This window comes from Paraburkholderia podalyriae, assembly GCF_014397785.1.
Classification (GTDB): domain Bacteria; phylum Pseudomonadota; class Gammaproteobacteria; order Burkholderiales; family Burkholderiaceae; genus Paraburkholderia; species Paraburkholderia podalyriae.
This window is the reverse complement of record NZ_VZQQ01000008.1, coordinates 39,744-51,754: the sequence shown is the minus strand read 5'-3', so window position 1 is coordinate 51,754 and position 12,011 is coordinate 39,744. Positions and strand designations below refer to the sequence as shown.

At 61.6% G+C, this 12,011-nt stretch carries 11 protein-coding genes; 1 reads left to right on the top strand and 10 read right to left on the bottom strand.

The window, feature by feature from the left end; all coding sequences use genetic code 11:
• Window positions 1–404 precede the first annotated feature (404 nt).
• Window positions 405–1,295, top strand: a complete 891-nt coding sequence (locus F6X42_RS11445) for a 2OG-Fe(II) oxygenase (protein ID WP_187634318.1) — start codon at window positions 405–407, stop codon at window positions 1,293–1,295.
• A 216-nt stretch (window positions 1,296–1,511) separates the two neighbouring features.
• Here F6X42_RS11445 and F6X42_RS11440 read toward each other — a convergent pair whose 3' ends face one another.
• The 10 genes from F6X42_RS11440 to F6X42_RS11400 form a co-directional block, all read right to left on the bottom strand.
• Complete coding sequence (locus tag F6X42_RS11440; protein ID WP_246530053.1) at window positions 1,512–2,006, bottom strand: OmpA family protein; 495 nt, start codon at window positions 2,004–2,006, stop codon at window positions 1,512–1,514.
• The gene (locus F6X42_RS43955; protein WP_246530052.1) at window positions 2,003–2,434 is read right to left on the bottom strand and encodes a M35 family metalloendopeptidase; all 432 of its coding nucleotides are present in this window, start codon (window positions 2,432–2,434) and stop codon (window positions 2,003–2,005) included. Before F6X42_RS43955 ends, F6X42_RS11440 begins: the two co-directional genes overlap by 4 nt.
• Window positions 2,337–2,681: a M35 family metalloendopeptidase gene (locus F6X42_RS43950; RefSeq protein ID WP_246530051.1), complete on the bottom strand. Its 345-nt coding sequence runs from the start codon at window positions 2,679–2,681 to the stop codon at window positions 2,337–2,339. The genes F6X42_RS43955 and F6X42_RS43950 overlap by 98 nt, the downstream gene beginning before the upstream one ends.
• A gap of 4 nt (window positions 2,682–2,685) precedes the next feature.
• Window positions 2,686–3,141, bottom strand: a complete 456-nt coding sequence (locus F6X42_RS11430; RefSeq protein ID WP_187634317.1) for a hypothetical protein — start codon at window positions 3,139–3,141, stop codon at window positions 2,686–2,688.
• A gap of 460 nt (window positions 3,142–3,601) precedes the next feature.
• Window positions 3,602–4,003, bottom strand: coding sequence for a hypothetical protein (locus F6X42_RS43945; RefSeq protein ID WP_246530050.1), 402 nt, complete (start codon window positions 4,001–4,003; stop codon window positions 3,602–3,604).
• A 678-nt stretch (window positions 4,004–4,681) separates the two neighbouring features.
• On the bottom strand, window positions 4,682–5,353 hold the full coding sequence (locus F6X42_RS11420; RefSeq protein ID WP_187634316.1) for an SEN1982 family lipoprotein: 672 nt from the start codon (window positions 5,351–5,353) through the stop codon (window positions 4,682–4,684).
• Window positions 5,354–5,392: 39 nt separating this feature from the next.
• The gene (locus F6X42_RS11415) at window positions 5,393–6,871 is read right to left on the bottom strand and encodes a cytochrome-c peroxidase (RefSeq protein ID WP_187634315.1); all 1,479 of its coding nucleotides are present in this window, start codon (window positions 6,869–6,871) and stop codon (window positions 5,393–5,395) included.
• A gap of 216 nt (window positions 6,872–7,087) precedes the next feature.
• Window positions 7,088–9,424 carry an alkaline phosphatase family protein gene (locus F6X42_RS11410; RefSeq protein ID WP_187634314.1) on the bottom strand — a complete coding sequence of 779 codons (2,337 nt, stop codon included), beginning with the start codon at window positions 9,422–9,424 and terminating at the stop codon, window positions 7,088–7,090.
• Between the two features lie 456 nt (window positions 9,425–9,880).
• Complete coding sequence (locus F6X42_RS11405) at window positions 9,881–10,882, bottom strand: response regulator (RefSeq protein WP_187634313.1); 1,002 nt, start codon at window positions 10,880–10,882, stop codon at window positions 9,881–9,883.
• Window positions 10,882–12,003 carry a hybrid sensor histidine kinase/response regulator gene (locus tag F6X42_RS11400; protein ID WP_187634312.1) on the bottom strand — a complete coding sequence of 374 codons (1,122 nt, stop codon included), beginning with the start codon at window positions 12,001–12,003 and terminating at the stop codon, window positions 10,882–10,884. The genes F6X42_RS11405 and F6X42_RS11400 overlap by 1 nt, the downstream gene beginning before the upstream one ends.
• Window positions 12,004–12,011 lie beyond the last annotated feature (8 nt).

The window sequence follows — 12,011 nt, the reverse complement described above, 5'->3', positions numbered from 1 at the left end:
GTGGGAAGCTTGTCCTCTGACGGGACTGCGCAAAAGTGCCATGGTTCGCGCGCGTTGTCATCAGTCGACGTCCTCTGGACGCGTTGTTATGAAGACGTAAGGAAACGGGCGATGGCTCGAATTCGGGCATGCGTGAATGTAACCGGCTTGCGTCGGGCTTGAGTTACAGCGGTGCAACATGTTGGCCAATGGAAGGGTTGGGTCACCGACCGGGGTGGCACGTGCGAGGCGGATACCCGTAGGAGTCGAGCTTTGGGCGCGGCGGGACATCGCAATATGCGGTAACAGACGACAGCCGATTGAAAAGCGGGCCCTGCGTCCAGAACCGTCACAAACGCTCGCTATCATCCCAAGCCAGCGTCGCGCGCGCCGCGACCACAACGACACTTCACAACGTCACGCCGATGTCCATCACCGTCAATTTCCCCGCCGAAGTCCGCGACTGGATCGCCGCCAATCTCACGCGAGGCGTCGCGCCGCAAGCGATCGTCAACGAGATGGTCGCCCGCAACAATGCGGCCGAACTCGCCTCGGCGATGGTCGATGCGGTGTCGTCGGCGTTTATGTATGGCACGCCGCTGCCCGGCGACAAGCTCGAAGTCGGCGGCGCGCCGCTCAGCTATGAGCCTGAGCCGCTGCGTGTACCCGACGGCCCGCTGATCCAGCTCGGCGAGCGCAGGGTGCGCGTGCTGTCGCGGCTGCAGCGGCCGGCCGCGGTGCATCTGGCCAATTTCCTGAGCGGCGACGAATGCGAGCAGCTAATCGCGCTCGCGCAGCCGCGGCTCGACCGCTCGACCGTCGTCGACCCGGTGACGGGGCGCAATGTGGTCGCTGGTCATCGCAGCAGTCACGGGATGTTTTTCCGTCTTGGCGAGACGCCGCTGATCGCGCGCATCGAAGCGCGCATCGCGTTGCTGACCGGCACGCCGGTCGAGAATGGCGAAGGTCTGCAAATGCTGCATTACGAGGAAGGCGCGGAGTCCACGCCGCATGTGGACTATCTGATCACTGGCAATGAAGCGAATCGCGAGTCGATCGCACGCAGCGGCCAGCGCATGGGCACGCTGCTGATGTATCTGAAGGATGTGGAAGGCGGTGGCGAGACGGTGTTTCCGCAGCTCGGCTGGTCGGTCGCGCCGCAGCGCGGGCATGCGCTCTATTTCGAATATGGGAACCGCTTCGGGCTGTGCGATCCGGGTTCGCTGCACGCGAGCACGCCGCTACGCGCGGGGGACAAGTGGGTGGCGACCAAGTGGATTCGCACGCGGCGGTTTGTGGCGCGGGATCAGGGGTGAGGTGTCAACACGGATTCCGGATGCGTCCTTGCCGCGAGCCCGCTTATGAACTGCCTAACGTCGTTCTGTTAAGCGCAGCAGAACGACGCAAGTCGCATCGTGGTGGATGGGCCCTGCGGCCCACTCTCTGGAATCAGGCGTAACCGCAAAAGGCCCGCGCAGTAGCGGGCCTCATCGCAGAAAAGCCCCGCCGAAGCGGGGCCCTGTTCGTGTGCTTCATGGGTTGATAACCTTGGTGCGCGGCGTCACCCTTGGATCGTCACACATCCATGCGCAGCTATCTTTACAGATTGGATGCAACTCAACTTCGATCTGGCGGACAGCTAGTTCACCGTCAGCCCGCTTCACCGCGAACCCATCCGTAAGAGTTTTCGGCACGATATAGATATTCTCACTTCTGATACCGAGCTTCCTCAAATACGCTTGCACGTTTTCCCCGCGGCGCTCCTGCAAAACGTCAAGATCGTGCTCGCCAATATATGCACCGGCCATCACAATCGCCTGAATCTGCACGTCAGGCCACTTCTTTGCCTCTTCCACGGCATCTGCGATTGAACGCCGATTTTCCTTTGAAAGTTCAACTGTGTTGAATGGCAACTCAATAGCCGCTACCTCTCCGATAGTACAAGCATTAACCGGGCGTCCCAAGCAAAACCACACGGCAAGCAATACCGCGAGACAGCCACCGCGCAAAATCGGTTGTCTATTCATGGTGCGATATTTACTCCATCGAATGTCGCTATGTAGCCAGCGATGCTGTCTGCGTTGCTAATCGCCTGGTGGGGCTTGTTTCTCGCGAAGATCATCGCCCCCGCTTCGCTGTCGAGATACATGTGGTCTTGCGAATTAAAAGTGTCTGTAAAGTGCGTACATTCGTGGATTATCGTCTTGACCTTGCATATTCTCCACAACTGGGCAAATGGACTTCCACAAAATTTCGAGTAAATAGCGATAACCCGTTTGTCCGAATCCGGTTTGCAGACTGCGGCGTGATTGACGCCCGAATCCGGCGTGACCGCACACGACAGGTGCCTGTTTGTTTCACTGTCCCATCGCACAATCTTTTTCTGGCTCCAATTGCTGCATCGCTGCAAGCAATCGCGGAAGCCCTTCGCTAAGTACCCTCTTTGTATGTACATCCGCACTTGCAAAGAAGGTAGTCACCCGGTCCTGTTCTTTCATGTCCCAACGTGCAAGTCCCTCAATGCGTCTTTTGATTAACTCGACGCCGATATCGCGTGCCTGCATAGCCTGTCTGCGAAACTCCTTGTTGGTCATGTTCGGGCAGATAGGGGTCGTGTTGATCGTGACGTCCCTATTTGAACCAGGAGTCGTGTTTGTAAATGCAGTGTCATCGAGAGTTACCCATTCCGTGCTGTCGTTCATTTTGCTAGCGCTCCACTTCAATCGTAAGAAACTTGAAACCCTGCGTTGTAACGCGAGAAGTCTGCCCCGCTGCGTTTGTCTTGCCGCTACAGATTTCTTTGCCTTCGGCGAGAGTCCGGTATCGCAAATCTGGTACAGGGTTGCCGTTGTAATCCCTGATGGTCAACCGTTCATCGAACGGGCCCGCAGGTCGATTGCCACAGAGGCACCCCGCGCCTTGCCCTAACGCCTGCCTCATGTCGTAACCGGATGGGAGAGCCCTGATTGCATTAATCCGAATCGGCTCCCCGGATTTCGGATTCGTCGTCATTGCATGAGGCATGTCAGGCCACTCTTTGTATATCTTGAATGTGATACGGCAATCTAGACATTCCCGGTTATCTGATCCCTCGAACATATCCGCAAAGCGAGCCTTCATTTCTTCAATGATCTCCTTTGCGGAGCGCATCCTTTCGTACATTGGACCCTCCATAGGTTAATTCGCGCTGTCAGACCATCGGACCATTGAGCACACGTAAGAACGGCACCAGTGCCCCTCGCGCTATGGTTCAGATGGAATACAACCGAAGCGTGTCCGGCGGAAAGCATTCGCCGATTTCGGCGTTCAGCGCCATTGCCGGCCGCATTGGAGGGAAGTTCGAGTAGCCTGAATAGGTGATAAGGCAAAGCTGGCACTCTTCCTTGCTCCGGTTTCATCCTGTTTCTGTTGTTCCATCTGACCTCCTGATTTTCCAGAACACACCCGACGAATTAACCATCCCAAGCAGTCACGGTCAACAGCTTTAATTCGAGATAAACCCGTTTTGACAAACATTGACAATGATTTCGGGTATCTCATTTTCAGGTGCATCTTTCCGTTGTCGCGGCCCAACGAAAAAAGGCGGTATTGAGCCGCCTTCTCCGAAAGCAATCGGCGACAGTTAGTGCTTTGTCCATGAAGCGTGCATAGCCGCCAGTTTCCCGTCCGCGCCCTGCGCAGCGTCAGCGAGAATCGCTGCTGCGTCCGCCGGTGTCAGTTGGCGGTTTGGAAGCCCCTTGGCGTCGAGTGCAAGCACCGTGAACAGTTCCTGATCGCAGCGGTTGGTCGAGTGATAGTTCTCGCCGATCTGGATCATCAGTTCCAGCAGGTTGCGGTGTTCGTGTCTTTCCTCGACAGTCACAGCAGGACTCCTGAACATCGAGGTCGCAAGTGTAATCAGATGTCGGAGTTGCTGCCCCTGCCGGTCGCAAAGATGAAAGGCGGCCAGCGCGAGCTGTTCATACTGGAGAGCGTCTACAGGGGGGCGGGATGGAGATTGCTGCTTTCTGCTGGGTTTGGTCATGCGCGGTCCCGGTTATCGTGAAGGATCGCCCGGACACATAGGGAGGTGGTGAGCGGGCACATTGGCAGGGGTGGAAAACCGGCTCCGAAGACCAGCAACCGGCAGGCGCGAGCGCCTCCCTGCCACGGCCCGCCCATAGAACAATGGACGTGCAGCAACAAGGTACTGCCTGCCGCAGCAGGCGTACCGGTCCTCAGAAATTCTCAGGTTTCCACGCCTGAACCGTCGCTGTTTTGACGGCATTCCGATTATAGACGGATGCCGCAGCATTGACGATTATTGGGATTGTGCGCTGTCGCGAGGGCTTGACGGGACTTTCACCGTGCCCGTATGACCTTCAATGCCGCTCACGGTGTTGTCGTTTCCTTCGGAACGGGATTTCGGCGCGCGCAGCGCCGCCGGAAGAATGACTGCCTGGTCACTACCGCCGAATGTGCGGGAGCACGGATTCCAGATGCACCACTACCCCTTCCAAGCCAGGGGACCCGCTTAAGAGCTGGCGGTGTAAAGCTGTCTTCTTTGCCTACTTTCTTTGCAGCAGCAAAGAAAGTAGGTGCCGCCCCGCACAGGGGCAACGCCAATAGACCGATAACAAAACAAGGAAAGGCCAACGCACCCAGAACAACGAAAAAACAGCCCCCGCCCTGCCAAAGGGTGCCCACTAACCCACCCCAACCCTCACCGCCGAAAAACCTCATCAGCCACCCAACCCGCATCGGTCAGATGTACACCTTCCCGCAACTGCATCGTCCCCGCGCCTTCGATCACACGCTTGACCATCGGAAACACACGCTGCGCGTCCTGGTCCTTCGCCCACGGCGCCGGATCGATCTTGTACGTGTAGACCACCGACGTCACCGTCTTGCCATCCATCTGCATCGGCCGTTCCCAGCCGACCACCTTATCCAGCGACAGCGAAGCCGCGCAGAAATCGGCCGGGTGCGTGACCCGCGACGTCGCGGTCGCGACCACTTCCGGGATATGCAGATAGTACTTCTGGCCTTCCGGCGTCAGCTGATACTGCCGCGCCGACGCGGTGATCTTCTTGCCGTCCGCATCCACGCGTTCGACCAGCATGTCCTTGCCCACCACCAGCCCGAGCTTTTCGAGCACCGGCATCTGGACCGCGTCGCGCGTGCCGTTGGCGCGGTCTTCAGTCGTCGTGTAGATCGGCCAGTCGTATTTGGCGAGGCACAGATGGCCGCGCTCGGCCAGGTAGTCGTTGATCGTGGCCGTGAAGTTTGCCTGATTCGCGTCCTGGCTCTTGTCGTGGCAGCCAGCGAAAAGCGTCAGGGCCATCAGGGAAAGCGCGCCGCCTGCGAGGCGGGCGGCGGTGGAGCGTCGCATCATGTCGTCGTTGCTCAGGTTGAGTTGCTTTATTGAAAGTCGTCAGTTCACGCAGGCGCCGCTCGTCGGCGTCGTGGCGGGCGGTTGATAGCCGTCCGTCAGCGTATTCATGAAACAGACCAGATCCGCAATGTTCTGCTGCGTCAGCTGCGGCGTCGAGTGAACCGGCCGCGCCTTCGCGCCGTCGGCCGCGGTCGTGCCGCCCGCATCGGTCTGGCCCTGTCCCATCGGCAGTTCTTCGTCGATGTTGCCTTGATACGCGGTGGGCAGATCGTTGAACGGCGTAGCCGTCGCGCCGGACGCGGCGCTCGGGAACAGCGCAAACGACGGGTTCTGCACGATGTTGCCGCTATCGCCGCCGCTGCTCGGATACCAGTACTCGGGGTTCGTATCGCGTGTGTTGTAGAAGTTGAGCACCTGCACGAGCGAATGGAACACGCCGTTGTGGAAAAACGCGGTGCGCGTCGCGACGTTGCGCAGCGTCGGCACTTTGAAGCGGCCGCAATAGGGATCGGGCACGTTGACGCCGGTGAACGAATCCGGACCCGCGCCGCTCGTCGCGCTACCAGGCGTGTGGCTCGTGTTCAGCGGACCGCACAGACCCAGGTCGTAGTACGCGGCGTTGGTATTGCTCGGGATAGGGTCGGGATTGTCCGGTATCGACGTGTCGTTGCGCGGCACACCGATCGCCTGATACGTGAAGTCGGTCATCAAACCCACCGAGCCGTTGAAGTTCGCGCCCGCGTAGTGGCAGGCCACGCAACCGGCGCCCTTGTCGGTGTCGTTGAAGAGTTCGAGGCCGCGCAGTTCGGCCGCCGTCAGCGTGCCGCCCAGCTTGTTGGATTCGAACAGGTCGAACTTGCTCGAATACGGCGCAAAGCTCGGGTCTTCGGTCTCAAACGCCTGCAGCGCGAGACCGATGTCGGTGAGCGCGGTGTCGGTATTGGCGAACACGCCCGAGCCGAACGCCTGTTGAAACAGCGACGCATACGACGCGCCCTGCACGGCCTTCACGACGTCGACCGCCGACGCATTGTTCATTTCGAGCGGATTGAGCAGCGGCATCGATGCCTGGGTGGCAAGCGTCGTCGCGCGTCCGTCCCACATGAAGCCGCCGCCGGGCGCATTCTGCGTGATGCCGTCGGGGTTGTCGGCGACGTCGTTGTACGGCGGCGTCATCGACTTGTAGCGCAGCGAGGGCACCGCGCGCTGACCCACCAGCGACGGATCGGAGCCGAGCTGCACGGCGAGGCTGTTGGGCGGCCCGTACGCGTATTGCGGGTTATGGCAGGTCGCGCAGGCCATGTTCTTGTTGCCCGACAGGTTCTGGTCGAAGAACAGCTTCTGGCCGACCTGCGCCGCGGCGCTCAGCGTGACCGTCGCGGGCGGCGCGACGCTCGTCGTGCCGCCGCTGCCCGACGACGACGTCTGGCTGGAGCCGCCGCCGTCGCTGCCACCGCCGCCGCATGCGGTCAATATCAGGGAGAGCGCGCACAGCACGCTCAAAGCAGGTGTTCGCATGATGTCCTGGTACGTGAATCCGATTGCCGGGCGGTCCTGGCTGGGCCTCGTGCAGGGCCTGGCTAACTGCGCGTACCGCTAAGGCCGCACGGCAATGGGACGAACGGAATGGAAAACTGCCGGACCACTCGACAGGTGGGCCGGCAGCAAGCGCTTGTCGCATCTGGCCGCGATACAAGACGGCGAACCGGCTCGTATCGCATGCGGATCGGCTCCTTACTTCGCCGACTTCAGCGACCAGACGTTGGTCTGGGTCGCGTCGGGGCCAGGGCCACGCGATGCCAGCGACGTGCTCGTCACGTCAACCGTATTGAGCTTCTGCGTGTAGGTCGCCGGCGTGATGTACGCGTGGTTCATCGGACGGACCGAGTCGAAGTGCGTATCGGCGCTGCCCGCGAGTTCCGGCAGATTCGCGATGTTCGCCGCGATGAACGACTCCGTGTACTTCGCACGAGCGAGGTACGTGCTCGGCTGCTGCGGGTCGGCGATCTGGAACATGTCCTGCAGCGTGCGAACGAACGAGAAGTGGCTGTACTCGTCGCTATCCACGACGTTCGGGTTCGCCTGGTTCGTCGCGACACCGAACACCGAGTTGCCGTGACCATGGTTGCCCTGGTTGTACAGCACGGTCGTCGTCGGCGTGTACTTGCCGTTCGCGAACGACAGCGGTTGCTGGTTCACGTTCGACGTAACCGGATTCCAGCCGCAGCAAGCGGTCGAGCTGCCTTCGCCTTCGTCGAACATCACGACGATCGCGACCTTGCGATTCGGGTTGGTCCAGATCGGCGAAGCCTGGATCTTGGCGACCACCTGACGCACGTAGTCATCACCGCGCTGCACGATCGCGGTGCTGCCGCCCGTGCATGACGGATCGGAGCCGGTGCCGTGCATGTCGTCGCACTGGTCGGGCATGACGAAGTTCACGTTACCCACGTCGCCGGTCGCGAGGTCGGTGCTGAACTGGTCATAGTTGTAGTTCGCCGGGATCGGGTAGGCCTGCGACTTCGCCAGGTCGGCGGCCGAGTACTGCGTACCGAACATCGTGCGGTTGTCGGCGTGGAACTCCGGCAGGTTACGCGTCTGCTGATAGGCCATGCCCGGATGGTGCTTGGTCTTGTACAGCGCGCCCGGCATCGCGAAGGCGGTGCCGTTGCTGCCCGGACCCTTGTAGGTGTCCGAAATCGTCGGCTCGGCAATACTGTCCGCGCGCGGGTCCTGGCCCGGGTTCATCGACTCGCTATAGGTACGCCACGTCATGCCCGCTTGCGACAGCAGCGAGAAGAGGCTCGGCGCCGAGACGTTGTGGTTCGCCGCAGAGCCGGCCGTCGTGCAGGCGGCGCCGGTCAGACCCGTCAAGTGCGAAGTGTCTTGCGGCGGCAGTGCGCCGGTCGCGACAAGCGGCTGGCCGTCCGAAGCGGTACCGCCTGCGAATGCCACGTCGGTCGGTGCGTTGGCGCCGGTCGTGCCCGCGCCGCAGCCCCACCAGTTGTCGTCGACGATACCCCAGTCGTCCGCGCCGCCGAGTGCCGTGTAGTTCGGCTCGCTCGGGTTGCCGGTCGAGTAGTAGGTCGTGAACTGCGCGTTGCTGCTCAGGAACGTGTTGATATACGGCGCGTTCGTCGAACCGAGAATACCCGGCGTGCCCGTGACCGGACCCACGCTGTGGTTCTCGAGCATGATCACGAACACGTTGTCGTAACGTGGAATGCCTTCGACGTTGAACGCGGCTTGCTGCGACTGCGCGTACGTGATCGGTGCCTGCGTCTGCGTGGACTTCACGGCCGTCAATGCGGTCACGCCGGTTACGCCGACGATCGACGGATCACCGCCCGCCACCGCGAGGTTGTCCGGATACAGGTCGCCGCGATCGAGCTTGGTCGTCGCGTACGTGTAGCGGTTCGCGAGCTGGTTGTCTTCGAACAGCACGGCCTGCTGCTCGGCACCCGACAGCTTGTTCACGTCGCCGAGCGCGTCGGCGGCGGTGACCGTCACCGACGATGCGCCGAGTGCCGGACCCGTCAGGCGCGCCGCGACGTTGGCCTTCTCGGTCGCGTAGCTGGTGCCGGTCGCTTCGACGAGACGCTGCACTTCTGTCGACATCGGGCTGATCACGATGTTGGCAGCGCCCTGGTCGGCGATCTGCGCAGCCGAGGCGCGCAGGATCACGTGGCTCGCGACAGCCGCGCCGCTTGCGGTGTTGGTTGCCTTCGTGCTGACGTCGGCGATCAGCTGACCGCTCGCGCTCGATTGCAGCGAGAAGTGGCCCTTGCTGTCGGTCGTCGTGCTTACTTCACCCGAATCGCACTTGCCGTTGCCGTTCGTATCGAGGCAGACGGTCGCGCCGGCGTAATAGCCCGCTTTGATCGTCGGGTTACCGGACGCGTTGCCCGGCACGAAGTTGGCGGCGGTCACGACGCCCGCATAGGTCGTCGGTTGCGTCGTGCCGGTGCTCGCCGTGTCGTTATGATTGGAGCCGCCGCAGGCTGCGAGGACGCAGGCTGCCGCGATTGAAGTAAGAATCAGAGTGGTGCGTGATGTTGGACTGACCGACATTGTGGGAACCCTGTTGGTTTGGATTACGACTTTTCCGCCCTATTAAACAAATCCGTAATTTTTTACGCAGCAGGATTATCTGGCCGCAATGTTCCCTTTTGATGACATGGAACTTTGACTGAACTTTTCTATCGCCTCGTCCCGTTGAATAGCAAAGCGCATGTTTCATCGAACTGAAATGTCGGTTTGTTATTTGCGCGTGTATGACGCGCGTCGCCGGCGCGTATGTCGCGTGAGGGTGTGGGTGTTGCGATGGGATGGAGTCGACAGACCCGGTGGTGCCGGGTTGCCGTCAACGGGATCGCTACGACGAATGTAGCGTGGAGGGGGATCGACTGGAGTCAGGACGGCTCGCGCGAGCCGGTGTCGGCGACGCGCGGCGTGCCGTGGTGAGCTGCGGCGCGAAGCGGATAGAAGTAGGGGCGCGTCAGTTGCCGCGCCCTTGAAGCAGAGTAATCAGAACTGCTCGATCCACGTGGCGAGGCGATCGGCGGCGAACTCGCTACCGCGCTGCGTCGGCCGGAACGCGATCGCATTGCCTTCGCGTGCCGGCTGCAGGGCAACGTCATTGCCGTCGAGCCACAGAAGGCTCGCCAGCCATGCGGCGTGGCCGCTCGACACCGCGTTGTTGGCCGGCTCCGACAGAAACTCCGCGAGTGTGGCCGGCTGGTCCCACACGAGACCATCGCCTTCGCGGCGCACATTGATGCCTGCCTCGGCAAGCGCCCCGGCCAGCACCGTCGGCGCGTCGCTTGCGCTTGCGCCGCCGTGACGGTTGCGCAGCGCGGCGAGGTGCGCCGCCACCGTATGCCCGAACGCGCCGCTGCGGACACTCTCCGCCGCGATCAGATCGGAGTAGTCCTGCAGCAGCCAGTCCGGCTCGGAGCTCGGCACGTCGGCGAGTACCGCAGCGGCAAGATAGGTCTCGACCGGCTGGAAGCGCTCGGGCCCGATCAGCGTGGCCGACAGCGTGCGCACCAGACCGATGCGCGTGGCGACCACCTGCTTTTGCAGCACGCCCAGCTTCTCGCGCACCAGCGTGTCGCGCTCCTTGCGCAGTTCGGCCAGTTCGAGCGCCTGCTTCAGCTCCATGCGCAACGCCGTGATGTCCCACGGCTTCTTGATGTAGCGATGGATATGACCAAGGTTGACGGCCGCGACGGTCTGGTCGATCTCCGAATACGCGGTGGTCAGAATCCGCACGACATGCGGAAAGCGCTCGCTCGCATAGCGCAGCAGCTCGTTGCCGAACTCGCCCGGCATGCGCTGGTCGGACACCAGCACTCCCACCCTGTCGCCATGCTCGTCGAGCAGCGCCTTGCCCTCTTCCACCGAGCCGCCAGTCAGGACCGGCGCCAGGCTGCCGATGGCACGCTGGAAGTACTTTACGGCGGTAGCTTCGTCATCGACGAAGATGATCGCCGGCGCCAACTCCTCTGTGGCTTTTGCTTCGTTCATCAACAACTCCTGTGCGTTTGACCTTTGAGATGGGGGAAATCCAGCACTACGGTGGTGCCTCCGCCCGACGTGGACTCGATCCTGAGTCCGCCGCCACAGGACTGCATGACACGGTTGCATAGAATCAGGCCCAAGCCGTTCCCCCCGGATTTCGCGTGCGTTGTAATGGGGTCCGTCAACAGGCGGTCTTTGATCTCTAGCGGAATCCCCGGCCCGTTGTCGCAGATGCCGATGCTCGGGTGGGGTTCCGTCGTCACGGTAAAGCGCACCGACGGCGACGGCACATCCGCGAGCGCGCGCAACGCGTTGGACAACAGCGACGACAGCACGAGCGCGACGCAATTCGGTTGCGTAAGCACGGCAAAGTCGCTGCCGACCTCGACCTGCACCCACGAGCGCTGCGCGGTCGTAAATGGATACGTATCGAGCAACGCCGAGATCAGCCCATGCGCGGTGCTCTCGATGCGTGCCTCGTCGCCCCCCACCTGCCGGCGCCCGTTGTGGACCGAGCGCCAGAAGGACGACACCACCGCCATGCAGTACTGCGCGCTCTCGCGCATCGATTTCGCGGCGCCGAGAATTTCGCCCTCCGCATCGCGCTCCGCGTCGGTGCGATCTTCGATGCTGTGCGCGTTCAACGCGATCGCCGCGAGCGGCGTATTCAGTTCGTGCGCGATGAACGCGAGGGTTTCGTCGATGGCGATCAGACGCTGATTCTGCATCGCGCGTTCGTGGTAGCGCTCAAATGCCAGTTGCAGCGTATCGCGCACCGCCGCCGGCTTCAGCGGCTTTTCGAGGATGCGGAACACCTCGCCGGTATTGACCGTCCGCAATAGCATGTCGACGTCTGCGTAAGCGGTGACCAGAATGCGCACGATGTGCGGATATTCCAGCGCGACCTGACGCAGCAGGTCGCCGCCGTCGCGCCCCGGCATGCGGAAGTCCGTGACCAGCACCGCGATGCGGGCATTGTCCTGTTCGAGGATAGCGATGGCTTCGTCGCTGCTCGTCGCGAGCAGGACCTCGTAATCCGCACCGACGGTGCGCGCGAAATATTTGCACGCCAACTCTTCGTCATCGACGTAGAGAAGAGTGGGCTGTGTCTGTCGGATGTCGTTCATGGTGTTTG

Excerpts from the sequence above, each read along its gene's own strand:
- F6X42_RS11445 (WP_187634318.1), top strand. The coding sequence starts at position 405 with ATGTCCATCACCGTCAATTTCCCCGCCGAAGTCCGCGACTGGATCGCC.
- F6X42_RS11440 (WP_246530053.1), bottom strand. The coding sequence starts at position 2,006 with ATGAATAGACAACCGATTTTGCGCGGTGGCTGTCTCGCGGTATTGCTT.
- F6X42_RS43955 (WP_246530052.1), bottom strand. The coding sequence starts at position 2,434 with ATGTACATACAAAGAGGGTACTTAGCGAAGGGCTTCCGCGATTGCTTG.
- F6X42_RS43950 (WP_246530051.1), bottom strand. The coding sequence starts at position 2,681 with ATGAACGACAGCACGGAATGGGTAACTCTCGATGACACTGCATTTACA.
- F6X42_RS11430 (WP_187634317.1), bottom strand. The coding sequence starts at position 3,141 with ATGTACGAAAGGATGCGCTCCGCAAAGGAGATCATTGAAGAAATGAAG.
- F6X42_RS43945 (WP_246530050.1), bottom strand. The coding sequence starts at position 4,003 with ATGACCAAACCCAGCAGAAAGCAGCAATCTCCATCCCGCCCCCCTGTA.
- F6X42_RS11420 (WP_187634316.1), bottom strand. The coding sequence starts at position 5,353 with ATGATGCGACGCTCCACCGCCGCCCGCCTCGCAGGCGGCGCGCTTTCC.
- F6X42_RS11415 (WP_187634315.1), bottom strand. The coding sequence starts at position 6,871 with ATGCGAACACCTGCTTTGAGCGTGCTGTGCGCGCTCTCCCTGATATTG.
- F6X42_RS11410 (WP_187634314.1), bottom strand. The coding sequence starts at position 9,424 with ATGTCGGTCAGTCCAACATCACGCACCACTCTGATTCTTACTTCAATC.
- F6X42_RS11405 (WP_187634313.1), bottom strand. The coding sequence starts at position 10,882 with ATGAACGAAGCAAAAGCCACAGAGGAGTTGGCGCCGGCGATCATCTTC.
- F6X42_RS11400 (WP_187634312.1), bottom strand. The coding sequence starts at position 12,003 with ATGAACGACATCCGACAGACACAGCCCACTCTTCTCTACGTCGATGAC.